General features: G+C 70.9%; 22 protein-coding genes. 13 read left to right on the top strand and 9 right to left on the bottom strand.

Features of this window, described 5'->3' with window-relative positions; all coding sequences use genetic code 11:
* Positions 1-293: 293 nt before the first annotated feature.
* The gene (gene meaB, locus OHA73_RS28965) at positions 294-1250 is read right to left on the bottom strand and encodes a methylmalonyl Co-A mutase-associated GTPase MeaB (protein ID WP_266714177.1); all 957 of its coding nucleotides are present in this window, start codon (positions 1248-1250) and stop codon (positions 294-296) included.
* 59 nt (positions 1251-1309) lie between these two features.
* A complete protein-coding gene (locus OHA73_RS28960; protein ID WP_266714175.1) occupies positions 1310-2512 on the bottom strand; it encodes an acetyl-CoA C-acetyltransferase in 1203 nt (400 codons plus the stop codon).
* Between the two features lie 137 nt (positions 2513-2649).
* Here OHA73_RS28960 and mce point away from each other — a divergent pair, with 137 nt between their 5' ends.
* From mce to OHA73_RS28920, 8 genes are all read left to right on the top strand, one after another.
* Positions 2650-3090 carry a methylmalonyl-CoA epimerase gene (gene mce / locus OHA73_RS28955; RefSeq protein ID WP_266714173.1) on the top strand — a complete coding sequence of 147 codons (441 nt, stop codon included), beginning with the start codon at positions 2650-2652 and terminating at the stop codon, positions 3088-3090.
* Positions 3091-3332: 242 nt separating this feature from the next.
* Positions 3333-7319, top strand: coding sequence for a polarized growth protein Scy (gene scy, locus OHA73_RS28950; RefSeq protein ID WP_327656490.1), 3987 nt, complete (start codon positions 3333-3335; stop codon positions 7317-7319).
* Positions 7320-7511: 192 nt separating this feature from the next.
* Positions 7512-8447, top strand: coding sequence for a cellulose-binding protein (locus OHA73_RS28945; RefSeq protein ID WP_266714169.1), 936 nt, complete (start codon positions 7512-7514; stop codon positions 8445-8447).
* A 220-nt stretch (positions 8448-8667) separates the two neighbouring features.
* Positions 8668-9720 (top strand): ATP-binding cassette domain-containing protein, encoded by a 1053-nt coding sequence (locus OHA73_RS28940; protein ID WP_266714167.1) that lies wholly within the window; start codon positions 8668-8670, stop codon positions 9718-9720.
* A gap of 1 nt (position 9721) precedes the next feature.
* Entirely contained in the window at positions 9722-10492 is a 771-nt protein-coding gene (locus OHA73_RS28935) for an ABC transporter permease subunit (RefSeq protein WP_266714165.1), read from the top strand.
* A 23-nt stretch (positions 10493-10515) separates the two neighbouring features.
* Positions 10516-11229: a hypothetical protein gene (locus OHA73_RS28930; RefSeq protein ID WP_327656489.1), complete on the top strand. Its 714-nt coding sequence runs from the start codon at positions 10516-10518 to the stop codon at positions 11227-11229.
* Positions 11230-11347: 118 nt separating this feature from the next.
* Entirely contained in the window at positions 11348-12577 is a 1230-nt protein-coding gene (locus OHA73_RS28925; RefSeq protein ID WP_327656488.1) for an ABC transporter ATP-binding protein, read from the top strand.
* Positions 12574-13407, top strand: coding sequence for an ABC transporter permease subunit (locus OHA73_RS28920; protein ID WP_327656487.1), 834 nt, complete (start codon positions 12574-12576; stop codon positions 13405-13407). The genes OHA73_RS28925 and OHA73_RS28920 overlap by 4 nt, the downstream gene beginning before the upstream one ends.
* 42 nt (positions 13408-13449) lie before the next feature.
* Here OHA73_RS28920 and OHA73_RS28915 read toward each other — a convergent pair whose 3' ends face one another.
* Positions 13450-13791 (bottom strand): ATP/GTP-binding protein, encoded by a 342-nt coding sequence (locus OHA73_RS28915; protein WP_266714157.1) that lies wholly within the window; start codon positions 13789-13791, stop codon positions 13450-13452.
* Between the two features lie 211 nt (positions 13792-14002).
* On the opposite strand from OHA73_RS28915, the gene OHA73_RS28910 reads away from it, so the two are divergent.
* Positions 14003-15037, top strand: a complete 1035-nt coding sequence (locus tag OHA73_RS28910) for an LLM class flavin-dependent oxidoreductase (RefSeq protein ID WP_266714155.1) — start codon at positions 14003-14005, stop codon at positions 15035-15037.
* A 93-nt stretch (positions 15038-15130) separates the two neighbouring features.
* Here the strand turns inward: OHA73_RS28910 and OHA73_RS28905 are convergent, their stop codons facing one another.
* Positions 15131-15523 (bottom strand): SCO5389 family protein, encoded by a 393-nt coding sequence (locus tag OHA73_RS28905; RefSeq protein WP_266714153.1) that lies wholly within the window; start codon positions 15521-15523, stop codon positions 15131-15133.
* Positions 15524-15829: 306 nt separating this feature from the next.
* Here OHA73_RS28905 and nucS point away from each other — a divergent pair, with 306 nt between their 5' ends.
* On the top strand, positions 15830-16501 hold the full coding sequence (nucS, locus tag OHA73_RS28900) for an endonuclease NucS (RefSeq protein WP_266714151.1): 672 nt from the start codon (positions 15830-15832) through the stop codon (positions 16499-16501).
* A gap of 69 nt (positions 16502-16570) precedes the next feature.
* Here nucS and OHA73_RS28895 read toward each other — a convergent pair whose 3' ends face one another.
* The 4 genes from OHA73_RS28895 to OHA73_RS28880 form a co-directional block, all read right to left on the bottom strand.
* Positions 16571-19045 (bottom strand): ATP-binding protein, encoded by a 2475-nt coding sequence (locus tag OHA73_RS28895; RefSeq protein WP_327656486.1) that lies wholly within the window; start codon positions 19043-19045, stop codon positions 16571-16573.
* Positions 19046-19286: 241 nt separating this feature from the next.
* Positions 19287-19610, bottom strand: coding sequence for an STAS domain-containing protein (locus OHA73_RS28890; protein ID WP_266714147.1), 324 nt, complete (start codon positions 19608-19610; stop codon positions 19287-19289).
* Between the two features lie 220 nt (positions 19611-19830).
* Positions 19831-20682, bottom strand: a complete 852-nt coding sequence (locus OHA73_RS28885) for a 3-hydroxyacyl-CoA dehydrogenase family protein (protein ID WP_266714145.1) — start codon at positions 20680-20682, stop codon at positions 19831-19833.
* Between the two features lie 168 nt (positions 20683-20850).
* Complete coding sequence (locus OHA73_RS28880) at positions 20851-21489, bottom strand: TetR/AcrR family transcriptional regulator (RefSeq protein WP_266714143.1); 639 nt, start codon at positions 21487-21489, stop codon at positions 20851-20853.
* Positions 21490-21571: 82 nt separating this feature from the next.
* Here OHA73_RS28880 and OHA73_RS28875 point away from each other — a divergent pair, with 82 nt between their 5' ends.
* From OHA73_RS28875 to OHA73_RS28865, 3 genes are read left to right on the top strand one after another with little or no spacing between them, the layout of a single operon-like run.
* Positions 21572-22354 carry an ABC transporter ATP-binding protein gene (locus OHA73_RS28875; protein ID WP_267069223.1) on the top strand — a complete coding sequence of 261 codons (783 nt, stop codon included), beginning with the start codon at positions 21572-21574 and terminating at the stop codon, positions 22352-22354.
* A 5-nt stretch (positions 22355-22359) separates the two neighbouring features.
* Entirely contained in the window at positions 22360-23115 is a 756-nt protein-coding gene (locus tag OHA73_RS28870) for an ABC transporter permease (RefSeq protein ID WP_267072786.1), read from the top strand.
* A gap of 13 nt (positions 23116-23128) precedes the next feature.
* The gene (locus OHA73_RS28865; protein WP_266714139.1) at positions 23129-23701 is read left to right on the top strand and encodes a cob(I)yrinic acid a,c-diamide adenosyltransferase; all 573 of its coding nucleotides are present in this window, start codon (positions 23129-23131) and stop codon (positions 23699-23701) included.
* Here OHA73_RS28865 and OHA73_RS28860 read toward each other — a convergent pair.
* On the bottom strand, positions 23698-24249 hold the full coding sequence (locus tag OHA73_RS28860) for a hypothetical protein (protein ID WP_266714137.1): 552 nt from the start codon (positions 24247-24249) through the stop codon (positions 23698-23700). The genes OHA73_RS28865 and OHA73_RS28860 overlap by 4 nt on opposite strands.
* Positions 24250-24340: the final 91 nt, after the last annotated feature.

The following is a 24340-nucleotide window of genomic DNA, read 5'->3' as shown; positions in this document are numbered from 1 at the left end:
AGCACGGCTCCCCACCCACTGCGGTCGACCGCCACCGCCTCGGGCAATCCGCCGCAGACACGGCTCCCCACCCGTTGCGGTCGGCCGCACCCGCCTTGGGCAATCTGCCGCCTTGGGCGGCAGGGTGGGCAAGGCGGCGCCCCGGTGCAGCGCAACGCGAACGACGGGCGCCGGCCCCGGTACCGCCCATGGCACCACGTGCAGGCCGCACCAAACTCAGGCGCCGGCCCCGGTACAGGTGACTGCCCCGGCGTAGGCCGCACTCACCTCAGGCGCCGACCCCGGCCCCCGGCTCACCGACCCGTCAGGCCCGCCACCAGCTCGTCCGCCGCCCGGTACGGGTCCAGGTCGCCGGAGACGATGCGGGCGGCCAGGGCGCCGAGGCGGCGGTCTCCGGAGAGGTCGCCGATGCGTTCGCGCAGCGCCGTCACGGCGATCGTTTCCACCTCGCGGGCCGCCCGCGCCGCCCGCCGCTCGGAGAGCACATCGTGCTCCTCCATCCACGCCCGGTGCTTCTCCAGCGCCTCGACGACCTCGTCGACGCCCTCCCCGCGCGCGGCGACCGTCTTCACGATCGGCGGGCGCCAGTCGCCGGGGGCACGGGATTCACCGAGCCCCAGCATGTGGTTCAGCTCGCGGGCCGTGGCATCCGCCCCGTCCCGGTCGGCCTTGTTGACCACGTACACGTCGCCGATCTCCAGGATCCCTGCCTTGGCCGCCTGGATGCCGTCACCCATGCCGGGGGCCAGCAGGACCACCGACGTGTCCGCCTGCGAGGCGATCTCGACCTCGGACTGGCCGACGCCGACCGTCTCGACGAGTACGACGTCGCAGCCCGCCGCGTCCAGGACACGGATCGCCTGCGGCGCCGCCCACGCGAGCCCGCCCAGATGCCCGCGCGTCGCCATCGAGCGGATGTAGACCCCGGGGTCGGACGCGTGCTCCGACATCCGCACCCGGTCGCCAAGGAGCGCGCCACCGCTGAACGGCGACGACGGGTCGACGGCGAGCACGCCGACCCGCTTCCCGACCCGCCGGTACGCACTCACGAGCGCCGAGGTCGAAGTCGACTTGCCGACACCCGGCGAACCGGTGAGACCGACCACGTAGGCCCCACCCGTGAGCGGAGCCAACGCGGCCATGACCTCGCGCAGCTGCGGGGACGCCCCCTCCACCAGCGAGATCAGCCGGGCCACGGCACGCGGCCTGCCCTCCCTCGCCTGCGCGACCAACGTGGGGACGTCCTGCATCACAGCTCCGTTCACCAGTTCTCGTACACCGACGAAGACGTCATTCGAATACGAAGGCGTTATGCCTTGGGTACCCGCACGACCAGCGCGTCACCCTGACCGCCGCCACCGCACAGGGCCGCCGCGCCGACACCGCCGCCGCGCCGCTTCAGCTCCAGGGCGAGGTGCAGGACGATGCGCGCGCCGGACATCCCGATCGGGTGACCCAGCGCGATGGCCCCGCCGTTGACGTTCACCTTTTCCGAGGACACTCCGAGGTCCTTCATTGACTGCACGGCGACCGCCGCGAAGGCCTCGTTGATCTCGATGAGGTCGAGGTCCTCGGTGCCGATGCCCTCCTTCTTGAGGGCGTGCTGGATGGCGTTCGAGGGCTGCGACTGCAAGGAGTTGTCCGGGCCCGCGACGTTGCCGTGCGCGCCGATCTCGGCGATCCAGTCCAGGCCCAGCTCCAGCGCCTTCGCCTTGCTCATGACGACGACCGCGGCGGCGCCGTCCGAGATCTGCGAGGAGGTGCCGGCGGTGATCGTGCCGCCCTTGTCGAAGGCCGGACGCAGCTTGCCGAGGGACTCCGCGGTGGTCTCCGCGCGGATGCCCTCGTCCTTGCTGAAGACGACCGGCTCGCCCTTGCGCTGCGGGATCTCGACGGGCGTGATCTCGGCCTCGAAGATGCCGTTCTTCTGCGCCGCGGCGGCCCGCTGGTGCGACAGGGCCGCCACCTCGTCCTGCTCGGGACGGGCGATGCCGAGGCGGGTGTTGTGCTTCTCCGTCGACGCGCCCATGGGGATGTTCTCGAAGGCGTCGGTGAGGCCGTCGTGCGCCATCGCGTCGAGCATCTCGACCGCGCCGTACTTGTAGCCCTCGCGGGACTTCGGCAGCAGGTGCGGCGCGTTCGTCATGGACTCCTGGCCACCGGCCACGACCACGTCGAACTCGCCGGCGCGCACGAGCTGGTCGGCCAGCGCGATGGCGTCGAGCCCGGACAGGCACACCTTGTTGATCGTGAGCGCCGGGACGTTCATCGGAATGCCCGCCTTGACCGCGGCCTGGCGCGCCGGGATCTGCCCTGCCCCGGCCTGCAGCACCTGGCCCATGATCACGTACTGCACCTGGTCGCCACCGATTCCCGCACGGTCGAGGGCGGCCTTGATCGCGAAGCCGCCCAGGTCGGCTCCGGAGAAGGACTTGAGCGAGCCGAGCAGACGGCCCATGGGCGTCCGCGCGCCCGCGACGATCACTGACGTGGTACCGGTCGTTCCTGACATGAGGCACGGCCCCTTGGAGGTGAGAAGTGAACGAGGGTTTACTCGAATGTACTGACCGGTATGGCGCACGTCATCGTCACCGGGGTGTGATCGCGCGCACGTTGCGTAACCACCTCGAACCGCGCTGCACTTAAAGCATGCTGACGCGAATCGACCACATCGGGATCGCCTGCTTCGACCTCGACAAGACCGTCGAGTTCTACCGGGCCACGTACGGCTTCGAGGTGTACCACTCCGAGGTCAACGAGGAGCAGGGCGTGCGCGAGGCCATGCTCAAGGTCAACGAGACGAGCGACGGGGGCGCCACCTACCTCCAGCTGCTCGAACCCACCCGCGAGGACTCCGCCGTCGGCAAGTGGCTGGCCAAGAACGGCGAGGGTGTGCACCACATCGCCTTCGGCACGGCCGACGTCGATACGGACGCGAACGACATCAAGAACAAGGGCGTACGCGTCCTCTACGAAGAGCCCCGACGTGGCTCGATGGACTCGCGCATCACGTTCCTGCACCCCAAGGACTGTCACGGCGTACTGACCGAACTCGTCACTGCGGCACCTAAGGACTCGGTGGAGCACTGACCTCCACATAGCCGGGCCGGTAGGGTTGTGGGGCGGCTGCCGTCTCCAACGGCCAGTCGTGGGCCGGGGTCCGGGTATCGGGGGACGAGGGTCGGGGCAAGTCGGGCAGCACACGGCATCAGCCGTAACGGTCCGACGGCGCCGTCCCATTCGATCTGACACCATTCCCCGGGGGCCCCGGTCGCGGGATGGGCGGGGCTCGTAAGAAGAACTTGCGACCAGGGGACGGATGGGACCGCGCAGTGCGGGGCTATGAGAGCCAGGACGGCCGACGGCCGGCTGAGACCGACCATCTCTCGCGGTTCGAAGCCGAGATGGACCGGCTGAAGACCGATCGGGAGAAGGCCGTCCAGCACGCCGAGGACCTCGGCTACCAGGTGGAGGTGTTGCGCGCCAAGCTGCACGAGGCGCGCCGCAGCCTCGCGACCCGGCCTGCCTACGACGGGTCGGACATCGGCTACCAGGCCGAGCAGCTCCTCCGTAACGCGCAGATCCAGGCCGACCAGCTGCGCGCCGACGCCGAGCGCGAGCTGCGCGAGGCCCGTGCGCAGACCCAGCGGATCCTCCAGGAGCACGCCGAGCAGCAGTCCCGGCTCCAGTCCGAGCTGCACACGGAGGCCGTCAACCGGCGCCAGCAGCTCGACCAGGAACTCTCCGAGCGCCGCCGCACGGTCGAGACGCACGTCAACGAGAACGTGCAGTGGGCCGAGCAGCTGCGCGCCCGCACCGAGCAGCAGGCCCGCCGCCTCCTCGACGAGTCGCGCGCCGAGGCCGACCAGGCGCTCGCCGCCGCCCGCACCGAGGCCGAGCGCGTCGCCGACCAGGCCCGCCAGCGCCTCACCTCCGAGGCCGAGGAGGCGCGCGCCGAGGCGCAGTCGATCCTGGCCCGCGCCCGGCAGGACGCCGAGCGCCTGCTGAACGCCGCGTCGACGCAGGCGCAGGAGGCCACCGACCACGCCGAGCAGCTGCGGACGTCGACGAGCGAGGAGTCCGAGCAGGCCCGCCGCCGGTCCGGCGAGCTGAGCCGGGCCGCCGAGCAGAAGATCGCCGAGGCGGACAGCGCGCTGCGCGAGGCCCGCACCGAGGCCGACAAGGTGCTCGCGGAGGCGAAGGACGCCGCGGCCAAGCAGCTCGCGACCGCCGAGTCGACCAACGAGCAGCGCACCCGCACCGCCAAGGAGCAGGTGGCCCGCCTGGTCCAGGAGGCCACCAAGGACGCGGAGACCACGAAGTCGGAGGCCGAGCAGGTCGTCGCCGACGCGCGCGCCGAGGCCGAGCAGCTGATCGCCGCGGCCAAGGAGAAGGCCCGTACGGTCACCGCCGAGGAGACCGCCGGCGAGCTCGCGAAGGCCGCGCGCACCGCGGAGGACGTGCTCAACAAGGCGTCCGAGGAAGCCAAGGCGACGACGAAGGCGGCGGCCGACGAGGCCGAGCGGCTCCGCGCCGATGCCGAGGCCGAGGCGGACCGGCTGCGCGCCGAGGCGCACGACCTGGCGACGGAGCTCAAGGGCGCCGCCAAGGACGACACCAAGGAGTACCGCGCCAAGACCGTCGAGCTCCAGGAGGAGGCGCGCAGGCTTCGCGGCGAGGCCGAGCAGCTGCGGGCCGAGGCCGTCGAGGAGGGCGAGCGGATCCGGGCCGAGGCCCGCCGCGAGGCCGTCCAGCAGATCGAGGAGTCGGCCAGCACCGCCGAGCAGTTGCTCTCCAAGGCGAAGGCGGACGCGGACGAACTGCGGACCGCCGCGACGACGGAGAGCGAGCGCGTCCGCACGGAGGCCATCGAGCGGGCCACGTCGCTGCGCAAGCAGGCCGAGGAGACCCTCGAGCGCACGCGCGCGGAGGCCGAGCGGTACCGCACCGAGGCCGAGGAGCAGGCCGAGGCCACCAGGTCCGAGGCGGAGCGCGCGGCGCAGGAGCTCAAGAACGAGGCCGAGCGGGCCATGCAGGCCAAGCAGGACGAGGCGGCCCGCGAGCTGACCCGCCTGCACACGGAGGCCGAGGAGCGCCTGACCGCGTCGGAGACGGCGCTGAACGAGGCGCGGGAGCAGGGCGAGACGCTGCGCCGCGAGGCCGCCGAGGAGGTCGAGCGGCTGCGCGCGGACGCAGCCGAGCGTGCCCGTACAGTGCAGGCGCAGGCCGAGACGGAGGCCGAGCGCCTTCGCACGGAGGCCGCGTCCGACGCCGCGACGACCCGCTCCGAGGCAGAGAACGTCGCCGTACGACTGCGGTCCGAGGCGTCGAACGAGGCGGAGCGGCTCAAGACGGAGGCGCAGGAGTCCGCCGACCGGATCCGTGCCGAGGCGCAGACCGCCGCCGAGCGGATCGCCACCGAGGCCGCCGAGACGCTGGCTGCCGCCCAGGAGGAGGCGGCGCGGCGCCGCCGCGAGGCCGAGGAGACGCTCGGCAGCGCGCGCGAGGAGGCCGATCAGGAGCGCGAGCGGGCCCGCGAGCGGAGCGAGGAACTGCTCGCCGTGGCACGTGCCCGCGTGGACGAGGCGCAGACCGAGGCCGTACGTCTGGTCGAGGAGGCGGACCAGCGGGCGACCGAGATGGTCTCCACCGCCGAGCAGACGGCGCAGCAGGTGCGCGACTCCGTGGCCGGGCTCCAGGAGCAGGCCCAGGAGGAGATCACCGGGCTGCGCAGCGCCGCCGAGCACGCGGCGGAGCGCACCAGGACGGAGGCGCAGGAGGAGGCCGACCGGGTCCGCTCCGACGCCTACGCGGAGCGCGAGCGCGCCACCGAGGACGCGAACCGGGTCCGTTCCGAGGCCACCGCCGAGGCGGAGGCCGCCAAGGCCATGGCGGAGCGCACGGTTTCGGAGGCGTTCACCGAGGCGGAGCGGCTGCGCACGGACGCGTCCGAGCACGCCCAGCAGGTCCGTACGGAGGCCTCCGATCTGCGCTCGGCCGCCGACCAGGACGCCTCGCGCACCCGCGCGGACGCCCGCGCGGACGCCAACCGGATCCGCTCCGACGCGGCCGAGCAGGCCGACACCCTGATCACCGAGGCGGCCACCGAGGCCGAGCGGCTGACGACGGAGACCAACGCGGAGGCGGAGCGGGTCCGCTCCGAGTCCACCGCGAAGGCCGAGAAGCTCGTCGGTGACGCGAGCACCGAGGCCGAGCGGCTGCGCGCCGAATCGACGGCCGCCGCCGAGCAGTTGACCAACGAGACGCGGACCGAGGCCGAGCGCGTCAGGACCGAGTCCGTCGCCCAGGCCGAGAAGCTGATCTCGGACGCGTCCGGCGACGCGGAGCGGCTGCGCGCCGAGGCCGCGGAGACGGTCACCTCCGCGCAGCAGCACGCCGAGCGGGTCCGCACCGAGGCGGAGCGCGTCAAGGCGGACGCCGCGGCGGAGGCCGAGAGCATCACGGCGGCCGCCCGCGAGGAGGCCGAGCGCACGCTGGACGAGGCCCGCAAGGACGCCAACAAGCGGCGCACGGAGGCCGCGGAGCAGGTCGACAAGCTCATCACGGAGTCCGCGACCGAGGCCGACAAGCTGACCCGCGAGGCGCAGGAGACGGCGCAGAAGACGACCGCCGACGCGGAGTCGCAGGCCGACACGATGGTCGGCGCGGCCCGCACGGAGGCCGAGCGTCTGGTCGCGGAGTCGACCGTCGAGGGCAACACGCTCGTGGAGAAGGCCCGTACGGACGCGGACGAGTTGCTCGTCGGCGCCCGCAGGGACGCGACGCAGATCAGGGAGCGCGCCGAGGAGCTGCGCGACCGGATCACGGCCGAGATCGAGGAGCTCCACGAGCACGCCCGCCGCGAGTCGGCGGAAGCCATGAAGAACGCGGGCGAACGCTGCGACGCTCTGGTCAAGGCCGCGGAGGAACAACTTTCCGAGGCGCAGACGAAGGCCAAGGAGCTTCTGAACGACGCGAATTCGGAGGCCGGCAAGGTCCGGATCGCAGCCGTGAAGAAGGCCGAAGGCCTTCTCAAGGAAGCCGAGCAGAAGAAGGCCGAGCTGTCCCGTGAGGCGGACAAGATCAAGGCGGACGCGGAGCAGGAGGCCACCGCCATGATCGACAAGGGTCAGCGGGATCTCGACGTACTGGTCAGGCGCCGCGAGGACATCAATGCCGAGATCTCCCGTGTCCAGGACGTGTTGGAGGCGTTGGAGAGTTTTGAGGCTCCGTCCGGCGGGGGAGGCAAGGACGGCGGCGTCAAGGCGGGGGCCACGGCGGGGGCCACACGTTCGGGTGGCAAGGGCTCGGAGGGCTAGCCTTTCGGCCAACTACCGTGCTCGCCAAGGACCTTTGGCCCTGTTCTGGCAAGCACTCCGTCCCTACGCCACTCAAAAGGGGTGACATTCTAGAGTCGAAGGCTGATCAATACGACATCTGCCCGATGACACGCCGCTACGCCCCCTAGGATTCCCCCTATCACCTCACCGGTCTCATTCGACAGGAACCCCATGAGCGACACTTCCCCCTACGGCTTCGAGCTTGTGCGGCGTGGGTACGACCGCGCTCAGGTGGACGAACGGATCTCCAAGCTCGTCTCCGACCGTGACAGTGCTCTTGCCCGTATCACTGCTCTGGAAAAGCGCATCGAGGAACTCCACCTCGAGACGCAGAACGCTCAGGCGCAGGTGAACGACGCGGAGCCGTCGTACGCCGGCCTCGGCGCCCGCGTCGAGAAGATCCTCCGCCTCGCCGAGGAGGAGGCCAAGGACCTGCGCGAAGAGGCCCGCAGGGCGGCAGAGCAGCACCGGGAGCTCGCCGAGTCCGCGGCCCAGCAGGTGCGCAACGACGCGGAGTCGTTCGCCGCCGAGCGCAAGTCCAAGGCCGAGGACGAGGGCGTTCGGATCGTCGAAAAGGCCAAGGGCGAGGCCACCTCGCTGCGCACCGAGGCGCAGAAGGACGCGCAGTCCAAGCGCGAGGAGGCGGACGCCCTCTTCGAGGAGACGCGCGCCAAGGCCGCCCAGGCCGCCGCCGACTTCGAGACGAACCTGGCCAAGCGCCGCGAGCAGTCGGAGCGCGACCTGGCCTCGCGTCAGGCCAAGGCCGAGAAGCGCCTCGCCGAGATCGAGCACCGCGCGGAGCAGCTCCGCCTGGAGGCCGAGAAGCTGCGCACGGACGCCGAGCGGCGCGCCCGCCAGACGGTGGAGACGGCCCAGCGCCAGGCCGAGGACATCGTCGCGGACGCGAACGCCAAGGCGGACCGCATCCGCAGCGAGTCCGAGCGCGAGCTGGCGGCGCTCACCAACCGCCGCGACTCGATCAACGCGCAGCTGACGAATGTCCGCGAGATGCTGGCCACCCTCACCGGTGCGGCAGTCGCTGCGGCGGGCGCCCCGGCGGAGGAGGAGCCCATCTCCCGCGGGGTTCCGGCCCAGCAGTCCCGGTAGGCCGTTTCAGCCCCTGCGGCGATTGAGCAGCGGGGTCCGGGGCGGAGCCCCGGGGCGCTCGCCGGGTAACCGGGGCTGGGCTTGGGGCTCTGCCCCATACCCCGCGCCTCAATCGCCGGCGGGGCTTGAAATGCCCCCGCCGAGGCTTGAGGGAGCCGAGCTCGAAGCCCCCGGTCACTCACGAGTGGCCGGGGGCTTTGTCGCGATTTAGCGTGGCCGCATGATCGAGCTCTCGGGGCTGACCAAGCGCTACGGCGAGAAGACGGCCGTGGACGACCTCACCTTCTCCGTCCGGCCAGGAATCGTCACCGGATTCCTCGGCCCCAACGGCGCGGGCAAGTCCACCACGATGCGGATGATGCTCGGCCTCGACAACCCGACGGCGGGCGACGTCCGGATCGACGGCAAGCACTACGCCCAGCTGAAGGACCCGCTGCGCTACATCGGCGCGCTGCTCGACGCGAAGGCGATGCACGGCGGCCGCAACGCCTACAACCACCTCCTCTGCCTGGCGCAGTCCAACGGCATCCCCAAGAGCCGCGTGTACGAGGTGCTCGACACGGTCGGCCTCACGGCCGTGGCCCGTAAGAAGGCCAAGGGTTTCTCGCTCGGCATGGGGCAGCGGCTCGGCATCGCCGGCGCGCTCCTCGGCGACCCGCAGATCCTGATGTTCGACGAGCCGGTCAACGGGCTCGACCCCGAGGGCATCCACTGGATCCGCAACCTGATGAAATCCCTCGCGTCCGCCGGCCGTACCGTCTTCGTCTCGTCCCACCTGATGAGCGAAATGGCGCTCACCGCCGACCATCTGGTGGTCATCGGGCAGGGACGGCTCCTTGCCGACATGTCGATGCCGGACTTCATCCGGCAGAACTCGCGCTCGTACGTCCGGCTGCGCTCACCGCAGCACGAGCGCCTGCTGGACGTGCTGCACCGGGCCGGCATCACGGTCGTGGAGTCCGGCGGCGCTCTCGAGGTGGACGGCCACCCCGCAGAGGAGCTCGGCGAGCTCGCGGCGCGCAACCAGCTCGTCCTGCACGAGCTGAGCCCGCAGCAGGCCTCCCTGGAAGAGGCGTTCATGCAGCTGACGGCGGAGTCGGTGGAGTACCACGCGCACACGGACGCTCCGGAGCAGCAGAACCCGCAAGGCCCAGTGACCCCACAGAACCCGATGGCCCCACAGACTCCGCAGGCCCCACAGAACCCGGGAGCCCCACAGAACCCGCAGCAGTCGGGCTGGGGTTCCAGCTGGAACCGAGAGAAGGGCGCCTGAGATGGCCGCGGCCCAGGTCCTCCGCTCCGAGTGGACCAAGATCAAATCGGTGAACTCGACGGCCTTCACGCTCGGCCTCGCGGTGCTCGTCTCCGTCGGCCTCGGCATGCTGATCAGCGCGTTCACCGGCAACGAGTTCGACAAGATGTCGACCGGGGACAAGCTGACCTTCGACCCGACCTTCATCTCCTTCTCCGGCCTCTCCCTCGGCCAGCTCGCGATGCTGGTCTTCGGGGTCCTCGTGGTCGCGAGCGAGTACAGCACGGGCATGATCCGCACCTCGCTCGCGGCGGTCCCGCAGCGCGGCACGTTCCTCTTCTCCAAGATCCTGGTCGCCGCGCTGCTCGCGCTCGTCGTCGCGCTGGTCATCAGCTTCGCGTCGTTCTTCCTCGGCCAGCTGATGCTCGGCGACCACGGCACGGACCTGGGCGCGCCGAACGTGCTGCGCGCGGTGTTCGGCGCCGCCGTCTACATGACGCTGATGACGATGTTCTCCATGGGCGTCGCGTCGATGCTCCGCTCCCCCATGCTCTCGCTCGGCATCCTGATGCCGTTCTTCTTCCTGGTCTCGCCGATCCTCGGCAGCGTCTCGGCCACGAAGAAGGTCGCCCAGTACTTCCCCGACCAGGCGGGCCTGAAGGTCATGCAGGTGGTGGACCCGCCGAGCGACGACGCGCCGTACGGGCCGTGGGGCGGGCTCGCGATCCTGTTGGTGTGGGTGGCGGTGGCGCTGATCGTCGGATACGCCCTGCTGAAGAAGCGGGACGCATAGGACAGGGCCTAGCCTGCGGCCCCATGGCGCTCATCGATCCCAGCCGCACCCTTGTCTCCCTCGGCTACGACACCGTCCCCGCCCTCACTCCCCTCAGCTACCCCGGCCGCCCGGTCACCGCCCCGGCCCTCCTGCGCGGCGACGAACTCCTCGACCTGGACGTGGGGCGCGAGCTGCCCCGCTGGACCGCGGACCGCACCCCCGTCCTCGCCGTCGGCTCCAACGCGGCCCCCGCCCAGGTCGCGTACAAGCTGAGGAAGCTGGGTCTCCCGGTCGCCGTGCCGATGGTGCCGCTCCCCACCCGCGGCATCGGCGTCGGCTGCTCCGCACACATCGGGCGCAACGGATATGTGGCCGCCGCCCCCTACCCGGATCCAGGGGCCGCGCGCACCCTCGTCGTGTCCTGGCTCGACGCGGCCCAGCTGAAGGCGGTCGACGCCACGGAGCTGCCGAACTACCGCAGGATCACCGTCCCCGGCGCCCCCGTCCCCGGTCTGCAGATGTACGTGGGTGAGCACGGCGTTCTCGTCGACCCGGGCACCGGGGCCCCGCGGGCCGGCGGCGGCGACCAGGCGGGCCTCCTGATCGCGCTCATGGCGGCCTCTCCGGAGCTGGCCGCGCTGCTCGGCCCTGCCCCGCGGGACTGGGTACAGCGCGCGGCCGCGTCCCCCGCCGTACGCGAAGAGGGCACCCGGATCCTGCGCTCGGGCGGAACAATCCCCTCCGGCCCCGCCTGACGCTTTGCTCACTCTTGGCCGGAACCGTCAGCGCACGTATACGCTCCTAACCCTTACGGGGGCGTCTGCCCCGACGTCCGGAAACTCTCAGAACCTTCCGATCCGATGGGTGCGGAGAATGATCGAGGCAGTCGGCCTGACGAAGCGCTATGGCGCGAAGACAGCCGTGTACAACCTTTCCTTCCAGGTGCGGCCGGGGACCGTGACCGGGTTCCTCGGGCCGAACGGCTCGGGCAAGTCCACGACGATGCGCATGATCCTCGGCCTCGACCAGCCGACCGCCGGCCACGTGACCATCGGCGGCTATCCGTACAACAGGCTCCCGAACGCTCCGCGCCAGGTCGGCGCGCTGCTCGACGCGAAGGCCGTGCACGGCGGCAGGACCGCCCGCAGCCATCTGCTGAGCCTGGCCCAACTCTCCGGCATCCCGGCCCGCCGGGTCGACGAGGTGCTCGGCGTCGTCGGTCTTCAGGACGTCGCGAAGCGGCGCTCCAACGGGTTCTCGCTCGGCATGGGGCAGCGGCTCGGCATCGCCGCCGCGCTCCTCGGCGACCCGCAGGTGCTGCTCTTCGACGAGCCGGTCAACGGGCTCGACCCCGAGGGCATCCTCTGGGTCAGGAACCTGATGAAGCAGCTCGCCTCCGAGGGGCGCACGGTCTTCGTCTCCTCGCACCTGATGAGCGAGATGGCGCTCACCGCCGAGCACCTGATCGTGATCGGACGCGGGCAGCTGCTCGCCGACATGAGCGTGCGGGACTTCATCGCGCACAACTCGGCCGGCTTCGCGCGGGTGCGCACCCCCGACAGCGAGCCGCAGCAGCGCGAGAAGCTGACGGCGGCGCTGACCGAGGCGGGCGGCCAGGTCATGCCCGAGCAGGACGGCGGACTGCGCGTCACGGGCCTGGTACTGCCGCAGATCAGCGATCTGGCACACAGCGCCGACGTACGGCTGTGGGAGCTGTCGCCGCACCAGGCGTCGCTGGAAGAGGCGTACATGCGGATGACGCAGGGCGCCGTCGACTACCGCTCGACCGCCGACCAGCGCGCGGGCCTGCACGAGCAGCTGCCGCCCGGCGCGGTGCCGCCCGCCCAGATGCCGGTGCCGGGACAGGGCCAGCCGGGCTGGTACGCCCCGCCGCCGCCCCAGGCCCCGGGTCAGGCTCCGGTCCAGGCCCCGGGTCCGGGTCAGCCCCCGGTCCACGCCCCGGTCCAGCCGCCCGCCCAGCAGCCCGTCGCGGACCAGAATCCGTACGCGGCCCCGATGCCCCCGCCGGCCCCGCCCGTCGCGCCCGCTCCGGCCGCCGCACCGGCCCCGACCGCCCCGCCGATGGACAAGGACGCCCGATGAGCACGCCGCCCCCGCCCCTCGCCGCTCCCGGCGCCTCGTACGCCTCGCCCATCCCGATCCGCAAGGCGCACCTGGGCGACGCACTCGCCTCGGAGTGGACGAAGATCCGTTCCGTGCGCTCCACGATGTGGACGCTGGGCGTGATGATCGTGCTGATGGTCGGGCTCGGTCTGGCCTCGGCCGCCGTGGTCGCCGCCGACGACGGCTCGTCGCCGAGCAGCCAACAGGTGCTCAGCCTCGGCTTCTTCGGCACCCTGCTCGGCACCATCTGCGTGATGACCCTCGGCGTCCTGACCATCGCCTCCGAGTACGGCACCGGCATGATCCGTACGACGATGACGGCCTGCTCCAGCCGGAGCCGGGTGCTCGCCGCCAAGGCGATCGTCTTCTTCCTGCTCGTCACGGTGCTGACCACCGTGTTCGCCGCACTCGTCGGCGCGCTCCAGGTGGGCATCGTGGGCGTGGACTCGCCGGCGGGCGGCACGTGGGCGAAGTCGACGTTCGGCGTCGGCCTGTTCGTCGCGCTGCTCGGCCTGCTCGGGCTCGCCGTCGGCACGCTCGTACGGCACTCGGCGGGCGCGATCACCATCATGGTCGGCGTCGTGCTGCTGCCGCTCGTCATGGCGATCTTCATGTTCTCGGAGTCGCTCAAGGACCTGCAGCAGGCGCTGCTCGAGTACTCGGTCCCCAGCCAGCTCGCCGTGCTCTACGACAACTCGGTGACCGCGGGCTCGGGCCCGACCGGCTGGCAGCCGCTGTGGATCATGGCGGCGATCACCGCGGTGGCGCTCGGCGGTGCGTTCCTGTCGCTCAACAGCCGCGACGTATAGCCGTACAGCTGGACGTACAGCGCTCCTTGGGCCTGGTGGCCTTCAGTACCGCGGCGCGTTCTTGGACCGCTGCACCTTCGTGGTGCGGCGGTCCTTCGCGTTCCAGCACGCCTTGTGCCAGTGCCGCCGGTCGTCCACTCCCCCGTACTCCGGCCAGGCCACCACATGTGCGACACCGGAGGGGATCTGCTGGTCGCAGCCGGGGCAGCGATACGTCTTTCCGGCCGCGCTCGCACCCGCCACGTGGCGCACGCTCCACTGCTCGCCCTGCCAGCTCTCCGTGGACTGGAACCCGCCGTAGCGCTTCGCTTCGTCCCCGCTGCTCGTGGAGTCGCTACTGCGGGACGACCCGCCTGCTTTCGGGCGGTTGCGGCGCGGAGACACGTCTCACCTCTGAGTGTGTGAACGGAGCAGGAGGTCGCAAACAGCGTACGCCGATACGGAGGGGGCACTCGAGGTCCATCGGCCCGGCCCGATGTCAAGATCTGCCGGAAAATCTGCCAATCTTCATGCGAGGCCGTGTCCTTGGCACTTGCCAACCGTTATTGCCTATAGGGGGAATGCCCGCGTCGGTGCCGAGGAAGGCAGGAAAGCGATGCGCGTAGGAACATTTGTACTGGCGGCCCAGTTTCCGGGTCAGGGGCAGGGAGAGGCACTGCATCGCGCGGTGCGATCCGCGGAGGTCGCCGAAGAGGCGGGCCTCGACTCCGTGTGGCTCGCCGAGCACCACTTCGTGCCGTACGGGACCTGTCCCTCGGCCGTGACGCTGGCCGCGCTGCTGCTCGGCCGCACGAACACGCTGCGGGTCGGTACGGCGGTCAGCGTGCTGCCGACCGCGCACCCGGTCGCCCTCGGCGAGCAGGCGGCATTGCTGCACGTCACGTCCGGCGGCCGGTTCTCGCTCGGCGTCGGCAGGGGCGGGCCCTGGGTGGACCTGGAGGTCTTCGGGGGCGGCATCGAGGCGTACGAGAAGGGCTTCCCGGAATCCCTCGACCTGCTGCTCAAGTGGCTGCGGGACGAGCATGTCGGGGGCGCCGGTGAGCGCTTCGCCTTCCGCGAGGTCCCGGTCGTGCCGCGCCCGACCGAGGCGATCGGCGGAGCGGTCCAGGAAGGGCCGGAAGTGATCGTCGCCTGTACGTCACCGAACAGCGTGCGGCTCGCCGCCGAGCGGGGTCTGCCGATGCTGCTCGGCATGCACATCGGGGACGAGGAGAAGGCCGAGATGGTCGGCCTGTGGCGACGCCGCGCCCGCGAGGCAGGACGCTCGGTCGACGAGATCTACGCGGCGGAGCACGTGTCGGCCGGTGTCGCCCAGATCGGTGACAGCGAGTCGGAGGCCGCGGAGACACTCCTGAAGGCGATGCCCGGCTGGCTGAAGCAGGGGCTCGACGCCCATGTGACGGTCGACGGCAGGGCGCGGGCGATGCGCGACCCGTACGCGTACACGGAACTGCTGTGCTCCCTGCACCCGGTCGGCACCCCGCAGTTGTGCGCGGACCGACTCGCGGCGACATCGGAGCGGACGGGGATCACCCGGTTCGCGCTGCTCGTCGAGGGCTCGGGAGATCTCACGGCCACGGAGGAGAACGTGCGGCGCCTCGGAGCCGAGGTACTGCCTCAACTCGACTGACGCACTGGGACGTTGACCTCGGCACCCGCCGGCCCGTACAGATGCACCTCCCGCGCACGGGCCGGCAGGCAAAGGCTGTTACGCCCTCAGCCGTCAGCAGTCACGCAGCTCCGGTGACTGGTTGAGCAGCTGGTTGCGGGCCGAGGTGAAGCGGGCGAGCGTCTCGTCCACCGACGGGTCCTGCGGAAACACCGCGACCCGGTGGCAGTTCTGGAACGCGAGGCGGACACCGAAGTGCCGCTGCAGCGCCCCACGTATGGCGTCACTCGCGAGCGCGCGCAGAAGCTGTCCGCGTGCCTGCTCGTCCGGGGGCGGCGTCTGGTTGTCGGCGAACGCTCCGCCGTCGACCTTCAGCTGAGCCACCAGGGAGCTGATCATCTCCCATGCGTAAGGCAGGGAGGTCCGGACGCAGTCGACGAAGTCCTTTTCGTCGACCTCGCCTCGCTCGGCCTGATCCAACAGCGCCGGTGAGACGTCGAGCGACATGGGTTCTCCTCTCGCACCCCCGGGGAGCGGGGGCTGACGGACAGGGCAGAAGTCCTTGGCACGAGCACTCCGTGGAACACGCAGCGTGCACGCGCCGCGACCTCCTGTCTTCTACGTTAGGCAACGTGTCCGAACGGCAACAGGGCGTAGGGGTATTCGTTCGTACACAACCGGCCAATGCCGAACGCGTGCTTACTGGAATTACGGGAATTAAAGGGGCGCACCGCAGGTGCTCGGGTGGTGCGGTGGTGGGAGACGGGAGGGAGAAGTGCGTCGACCACCGAGGGTCGAGTAGCGTTGCCGACCATGCGTCTCGTCATCGCCCGTTGCTCCGTGGATTACGCGGGCCGGCTCACCGCCCATCTCCCGTCGGCACCCCGCCTCATCCTCGTGAAGGCGGACGGCAGCGTCTCGATCCATGCGGACGACCGTGCCTACAAGCCCCTCAACTGGATGTCGCCGCCGTGCACCTTGAAGGAGGGCACCGGAGACGACGAGGGCAAGTGGACCGTCGTCAACAAGGCGGGTGAAAAGCTCATCATCACGATGGAGGAGATCCTCCACGACTCCTCGCACGAGCTCGGCGTGGACCCCGGCCTCATCAAGGACGGCGTCGAGGCCCACCTCCAGGAGCTGCTCGCCGACCGTATCGACACGCTCGGCGAGGGCTACACGCTCATTCGCCGCGAGTACATGACGGCGATCGGCCCGGTCGACATCCTGTGCCGGGACGGCGAAGGGCAGACCGTGGCCGTCGAGATCAAGCGCCGTGGCGAGATCGACGGGGTCGAGCAACTCACGCGCTACCTGGAGCTGTTGAACCGCGATCCGCACCTTGCCCCCGTGCGGGGTGTCTTCGCGGCGCAGGAGATCAAGCCGCAGGCGCGAGTCCTTGCGACGGACCGGGGTATCGGGTGCGCCGTGCTGGACTATGACGCGATGCGGGGCATCGAGGACGACAAGCTGCGGCTCTTCTGAGGGTGCGGGGCCCCGGGGTTGACGCCTCGGGGCCCCGCGCCTCAAATGCCGACGGGGCTTGATATGCCCTCAGGCGGCGTTGCTCGGAGAGTTCGGCGTCGTCGTGATCGGGCCGCTTGCCGTGTCCGAGGTGTCCGGCGTCGTCGGCGGGGTCGTCGTCGCCGGTGGCGGGGTTGTCGTCGCCGGCGGCGGGCTCGATGTCGGTGGCTTCGTCGGCGTCGGAGTGGGCGACTTCGTCGGAGACTTGGTCGGCGATTTCGTCGGGGACTTCGTGGGCGACTTGGTCGGCGACTTCGTCGGGTCGTCCGGCGCCTTGGAGCCGCTCGGCGAGCTGGACGGCTTGTCGCTCGCCCCGCTCGACGGAGTCGGGTCGTCCGCCGTGCCGAGGACGCCGTCCTCGCCCGGGTCGGTCGGCGCCGCGCTCGTTTTGCCGTCGCCGTCGCCCGCCCCCTCGGCGCCGAGGTCCCCGCCGTTCTCCCCCGCCGTCGCCGACGGTTTCGTGTCGACCTTGTCCGACGGCGGATCGTCGTTGCCCGACGTGGCGCCGAGCGTGACGACCGTGCCGAGCACCGCCGCGAGCAGCGCGCCTGCGCCCGCCGCCACCATGTTGCGCCGGGCCCCGCCCACCACCGATTTGCGCGAGGGCGCCTTGCCCCCGACGACGGTCGGGGCGGGCGGTGCGGGTACGGGCGCGGCGGCCTGACGGGTCACCAAAGTGTCGGGCTCGCTGGGCTCTTCGGACCGTGTGTACGCGGGGACTCCGCCGGGCGGCGAGGCCGACTCCTCGTACATCGCGTCCGGGACCTCGTCGCCCGCCGCCGTACTGCCACCGGGCAGCGAGCCGCCCGAGCGGTCGGCGACCAGGGCGAGGGCCCGGCGCCCGGCGATCGTGCCGTGCTTGTCGGCGACGGCGCCGCGCAGCGCGATGGAGGCCTCCAGCTCGAAGCGGGCCCGGTCGAGCTGCCCGTCGAGGAGCGCGAGGATCCCCAACTCGTGGTGGAAGTACGCCTCCTCGGCCACCTGTCCCGTGGAGCGCGCCGCTTCGAGGCCGGCCCTGAGGGCGCGCTCCCACGCGCTCCAGGCGAGCCCGGCGGCGAAGGCGGGCGCGGCCGCGCGGGCGAGCTCCACGGACGTCTCAGGGGCCGTCGTCGCCGCGAGCGCGGCCAGCACCGCGTCGGACTCTGCGGCCGCCCGCTCGGGCCCGACCGACGGGTGCGCGGCCCACCACGCGTAGTGCTGGGCGGCGGTGTGCCCGCGGCCGGCTGCGTCGGTGCCGTAGCCCGCGGCCTCCAGTTGCCGGTGCACTCCGGCGGCGAGGCGGTAGCGGCCGCCGACCGGCGTGACGAGCGCGCAGGAGACGAGCTCGGCGAGGGCGGCGTCGGCGTGTGTGTCACCGACGAGCGCCGGCAGATGCGCCTGGTGCGGGATCTCGCCGCCGAGCGCGACCGCGAACTCCAGGGTGGCGCGCGCGGACGCGCCGAGTCGGGACGCGAGCAGCGCGGCGGGCGCGGCGGCCTCGGCGAGCGCGGGCAGCGGTACGTCGTGCCCGTCGGCGTCGAAGGGCGCGTCGATCGGTGCCGCGTCGGGACCCTCGTAGTACCCGAACGCGTCGAAGGCCTCGGGGTCGGCGCGGAGTTGGTCGCGCTGCCGGAGCAGGGCGCCGGCCTGTACGAACCGGAGCGGCAGGCCCTCGGACTCGAACCAGAGGTCGGCGGCCCACTGCGCCTCCTCGTCGGTGAGCACCCGGCCGACGGCCCGCTCCAGGAGCTCCTGTCCGCCGCCGCGGCCGAGCCCCGCCAGGAAGACCTCCTCGACGTGCGAGTCGGCGGACGGCGCCGGCACGTCGGGCGTCGCGGACAGCAGGAAGGCGCACTCGGGCGTCGCTTCGAGGAGTTCGTCGAGCGCGGCGCCGCCGAACTCGAGGTCGTCGAGGACGACGACGGCGCCGATCTCGTGGACGAGTTCGAGCAGCAGCGCGCGGTCGGGCTGGTGCAGCGGCGCCTTGTGGACCGCGCCGAACAGGTCGTACAGCAGGTCCTCTACGGAGCGCAGGTGGCCGCAGAGCCGAACGACGCCGTCGGGCGCGATGTCGGCGCAGTCCTCGGAGACCTGGTCGAGCAGCGCCGTACGCCCGGATCCCGCGGGCCCCGTGAGCCGTACGGAGCGGCCGCGCGCCAGGAGCCGCACCAGGCGCTCCCGCTCCTCCTGCCGCTCCAGGAGCGGCAGTTGCGGCTGTGCGGGGCCGGGCGGCAGCGGCGGCCGGGCGGCGCGGGCGAGCGCCGCACGCTCCGTGGCGTCGTACTTGGTGGGCCGGCCCGGGCGCTCGCCGGGCGGGCAGGATTCGATCTCGCTGCCGTCAACGGGATTGACGGTCAGCAGGTGATCGCCCGAGACGAGTCGCACGGTGCGGGCGAGCGCCGGTGACGCCTGGCCGTAGTCGGGCGTCAGAGGATCGCGGGGCGGACGCTGGCGTCCCCCGCTGCCGTCTGCCCCGTCGCGCCGTTCCTGGCTGGAATCTTGCGGTCCCCGGTCCATCGGGTCCATTGTCAAAGCCCCCCAAAAGCGTGGTGTGCCGCTTGCCCCTCCCGGCCTGTGCACACCGCACTGTCGCTTCGCCCAGTATCTACGAAGCCGGGAGGTCCCGCGCCGCCCGAGACGTCACAGTCTCGTGAGGATTGTCAGCGGTTCCCGCCGGAATGACTGGTTCACACCCTTCCGGGGTCAAACCTTCCGGTTCAACCGTCAACTCCCGGCCGCGCGCGGCCTTCCGCCTCGGACGCGCGGCTCAGACGCGCGGCAGGGACTCGACGCCGATGCCACCCTCGATGGCCAGGATCCGGTGCAGTCTGGTGGCGACGAGCAGGCGCTGCATCTGGGGCGGCACACGGCGCAGCACGAGCCGGCGTCCGCAGCGGCCCGCCCGGCGGTGGGCGCCCATGATGACGCCGAGCCCCGTCGCGTCCCAGGAGTCGAGTTCGGACAGGTCGAGCACCAGGTCGCCGATTCCGTCGTCGACGGCGGTGTGCAGGACCGAACGGGCGTCCGCCGCGCTGCGGACGTCGAGGCGGCCCCCGACGACCAGCTCGACGTGGTCGCCCCTGATGTACATATGCGCTCCCCGTGGGAAATACAGAAGTGCTCGGCGTGGTCGGAGTACGCGACTGCTTCTGAGCCGGTACTCAGCTGTTCATGTGATCCGGAAGATCCGGTGATCCGGGTGATCTGGGTATGTCACTGCAACTGACGGGCCGCGGGGGCCGAAAGTTGCCGTCTGTAAGCGAACCGATACCGAATTCACCCCGAGGGGTGACATGGCATCAGCTGTGCGATCAAGCGTGCTTGTAGAAGCCCTGCCCGCTCTTGCGGCCGATGTCACCGGCGTCCACCATCCGGCGCATCAGCTCCGGCGGCGCGAACTTCTCGTCCTGCGACTCGGTGTAGATGTTCTCGGTCGCGTGCAGCAGGATGTCGACGCCCGTCAGGTCTGCGGTGGCGAGCGGCCCCATCGCGTGACCGAAGCCCAGCTTGCAGGCGACGTCGATGTCCTCGGCGGTGGCGACCCCCGACTCGTACAGCTTCGCGGCCTCGACGACGAGGGCGGAGATGAGACGGGTCGTCACGAACCCGGCGACGTCCCGGTTCACCACGATGCAGGTCTTGCCGACGGACTCGGCGAACTCCCGCGCGGTGGCGAGCGTTTCGTCGCTCGTCTTGTAGCCGCGCACGAGTTCGCAGAGCTGCATCATCGGTACGGGCGAGAAGAAGTGCGCGCCGACGACGCGCTCCGGGCGTGCGGTGGCCGCCGCGATCTTGGTGATCGGGATGGCCGAGGTGTTCGAGGCGAGCACCGTGTCGTCCCGCACGATCTTGTCGAGCGCGCGGAAGATCTCGTGCTTCACTTCGAGCTTCTCGAAGACGGCCTCGACGACGACGTCCGCGTCGGCTGCCGCGTCCAGTTCGGTGGTCGCGGTGATGCGGCCGAGCGCGGCTTCCGCTTCGGCCGCGTCGAGCTTCCCCTTGCCCACGAACTTCTCGTACGAGGCCTTGATCCCGTCGGTGCCGCGCGTGAGCGCTTCGTCGGTGACGTCGCGCAGGACGACGTCCCAGCCCGCCTGGGCGGAAACCTGCGCGATGCCCGACCCCATGAGGCCGGCTCCGATGACGGCGAGCTTCCCTGCCACGTACGTCCCCTAACCGCGTGTCCGCGCGACCGCTTAACCACTGTTTACGTTGCTCTTCGGCGGACACTAGCGCCCGTGAGCGGCCGTGTGACCGCTAAGAGATGCGCGTCACGTCTCGAATGACGGACATCACACCGGCACGGATCAGTGATCGATCATCCGTGCCCATCAGGCGTCACGGACGGCGTAGTTGAGCACCTTGTCGCTCAGAAGTTCCTCCATCTCGTCGAGCACGTCGAGCATCTCGCGGGAGACCTCGGCGGGGCTGCCGCCCGCGAGCATGCGGCGTCCGATGCCCGCCATCACCGTCTGGTGGACCCAGCCGATCTGACCGGCGATCAGGTCGGGCAGCGGGTCGTCGGCGGAGGCGCCGGTCTCCGCGTGCAGGGTCTCGGTGAGGTTGTCGTGGACCTCCTGCTGGATGGCCCACAGGCGCGAGCGCAGCGCCGGGGCCGCGTGCACGACGCGCATGAAGTCGCTGTAGCCATCCATCAGTCCGACGCGCGGCGACACCGCCTCGACCTCCTCGCGCAGCTCCCGCAGGACGGCGCCGCCCGCGGACTCCCCCGGCCCCCGGCCGCGCACCCAGCGGGACATCCGGTCGACGACACCCTTGGAGCGGTCGAGGAACAGGTCCTCCTTGGCCGGGAAGTAGTTGTAGACGGTGTTCACGGAGACGTTCGCCGCGTCCGCGATCTCCGCGACGGTCACCGCATCGAAGCCCCGGTCCATGAACAGCCCGGTCGCGACGTCCGAGATGTACTGCCGGGTCTGCCGCTTCTTCCGCTCCCTGAGCCCTTCTGCCATGCGCCGATTCTACGGGTTTGCTGGCCTCCCTGAAATTTTGGGGGCGTTGCAAAATTTAAGCGACTCTGTTTTTCTGGCTCCCATGGCAGTCATCAGCGCGTCCGGCCTGGCCCGGACTTTCCAGACCAAACAGGGCCCGGTCGAGGCCGTCCGGGGCATCGACCTACGCGTCGAGCCCGGCGAGATCCTCGGCTTCCTCGGCCCGAACGGCGCGGGCAAGACCACGACCCTGCGGATGCTCACGACGCTGCTGCCGCCGACCGGCGGTGCGGCCACCGTCGCGGGCTGCGACCTGGCGAGCGACCCGGCGGGCGTGCGGCGCGCGGTCGGCTACGTCGCCCAGTCCGGCGGCGTCGACCCGAGCATCTCCGTACGCGAGGAGCTGGTCACGCAGGGCCGCCTGTATCGGCTGACGAAACCTCAGGCCGCCGTACGAGCACGGGAGTTGGCGGCCGATCTGGACCTCGCCGACCTCATGGACCGCAAGACCGCCGCGCTCTCCGGCGGGCAGCGGCGCCGCCTCGACATCGCGATGGGGCTCGTGCACCACCCCGAGGTGCTCTTCCTCGACGAACCGACGACCGGGCTCGACCCGGGCGCCCGCGCCGACCTGTGGGACCTGGTGCGCCGGCTGCGCGCCGATTACGGCACGACCGTCTTCCTGACCACGCACTACCTCGACGAGGCGGACGCGCTCGCGGACCGGATCGTCGTGGTGGACAAGGGAGTCGTGGCCGCCGAGGGCACACCGAGCGCGCTCAAGCTGGCGCACGGCGGGTCGATCGACGCGACGCTCCAGGACACGTTCCTGGCCATCACCGGGCGGGGCCCCGCGCCGGTGGACACGACTCCGGTGGCGGTGTGAGCACGATGAAGACCTTGATGTCCGACACCGCGATCATCTTCGGGCGCTACGCCCGCCAGACCCTCTCCTCGCGCTTCCAGATGCTCTTCGGCATCCTGATGCCGCTGCTGTACCTGCTGTTCTTCGGGCCGCTGCTCACCAGCCTCCCGCTGAGCTCCAGCGGCAGCTCCTGGCAGGTACTGGTCCCCGGACTGCTGCTCCAACTCGGGCTGTTCGGGGCGGCGTTCGCCGGGTTCGGGATCATCCTGGAGAAGAACTACGGCGTCGTGGAGCGGATGCGCGTCACCCCCGTCAGCCGGCTCGCACTGCTGCTCGGCCGAGTGCTGCGGGACACCGCGCTGTTCCTCTTCCAGGCGGTGCTGCTGGTGCTCGCCGCGCTGGTGATGGGGCTGCGGGCGCCGCTCGCGGGGGTGCTCATCGGGTTCGCGTTCGTGGCGCTGCTGACGATCTCGCTGGCGTCGCTGTCGTACGCGCTCGCCTTCAACGTGCGCACGCCGCAGGAGTTCGGGCCGGTCATCAACGCGGTCACCATGCCGTCGATGCTGCTGTCCGGGCTGATGCTGCCGATGGCACTCGCGCCGGGCTGGCTCGACGTGCTGTCGCACGTGATGCCGGTCCGCTATCTGGTCGACGCGATGCGGGACGCGTACGTGGGCGAGTACGCGACGACGCACATGCTGTACGGGGTCCTGGTCGCGCTCGTCTTCGCAGGGCTCGCCGTGACGGTGGGCACACGTGTCTTCCGCGAAGCCGGAGCATAACTACGCTGACCGCATGGTCAATCTGACGCGCATCTACACCCGTACCGGAGACAAGGGCAGCACGGCCCTCGGCGACATGAGCCGCACCGCCAAGACCGATCTGCGGATCTCGGCGTACGCGGACGCCAACGAGGCCAATGCCGTCATCGGCACCGCCGTCGCCCTCGGCGGCCTCGACGAGGAGGTGGTGAAGGTGCTGACGCGCGTGCAGAACGATCTGTTCGACGTGGGCGCGGACCTGTCGACGCCGGTCGTAGCCGAGCCCGAGTTCCCGCCGCTGCGTGTCGAGCAGTTCTACGTCGACAAGCTGGAGGCGGACTGCGACCACTTCAACGAGCAGTTGGAGAAGCTGCGCTCCTTCATCCTGCCGGGCGGTACGGCGGGCGCGGCCCTGCTGCACCAGGCCTGCACGGTCGTGCGCCGGGCGGAGCGGTCGACGTGGGCGGCGATGGAGGTCCACGGCGAGACGATGAACCCGCTCACGGCGACGTATCTGAACCGCCTCTCCGACCTCCTCTTCATCCTGGCCAGGATCGCGAACAAGGAGGTCGGGGACGTGCTGTGGGTGCCCGGCGGCGAGCGTTAGCCCTTGGTCGTCGTCATGGCCGGGGCCTTCTTCGGGAACACCGTGTAGCTCAGCGCGATGATCACGTTGATGGCGATCAGGAAGAGCATCTTCTGCTGCCACGCGGCCAGGGAGTCGGTCGCCCCGTCCCCGTCGACGTACCAGATCGCGCCCTGAAGCAGGCCCATCGCGATGAGCGCGGCGAGGGTCCAGCGGGCGGCCAGTTTCCACTCGTGGATCGCGCGCGGCACCCCGTACTTGGGGGTCGACGGCGGCGGGCCACCCGCGAAGCGGTGGGCGACGCGGACGTCGGCCCACTTGATCGTGTAGTGGCCGAGCGCGACGGAGTAGCCGATGTAGACGGCGGCGAGGCCGTGCTTCCAGTCGGGTTCGGCGCCGTTCTTGAGGTCGATGGCTGTGACGACGAACAGCACGACCTCCAGGAGCGGCTCGCAGAGCAGTACGGCGACGCTCGCGCGCGGCATCTTGGCCCAGTAGCGCAGCGCGAGGCCGGCGGCCAGCAGCACCCAGAAACCGACCTCGCAGGCGATGATCAGCGTGACGATCACGACGGACTCCTCTCGTTCCCCACTTCAAGGCTCCCTGCCGTACGGCGCGTGATCGTCGTCGTACATGACGAAGTGCGACTGCATCCTTCGA

The sequence above is a fragment of the Streptomyces sp. NBC_00483 genome (assembly GCF_036013745.1).
Taxonomy (GTDB): Bacteria; Actinomycetota; Actinomycetes; order Streptomycetales; family Streptomycetaceae; genus Streptomyces.
Note: the sequence above shows the minus strand (reverse complement) of the source record. Positions and strands in the feature narration are given on the sequence as shown.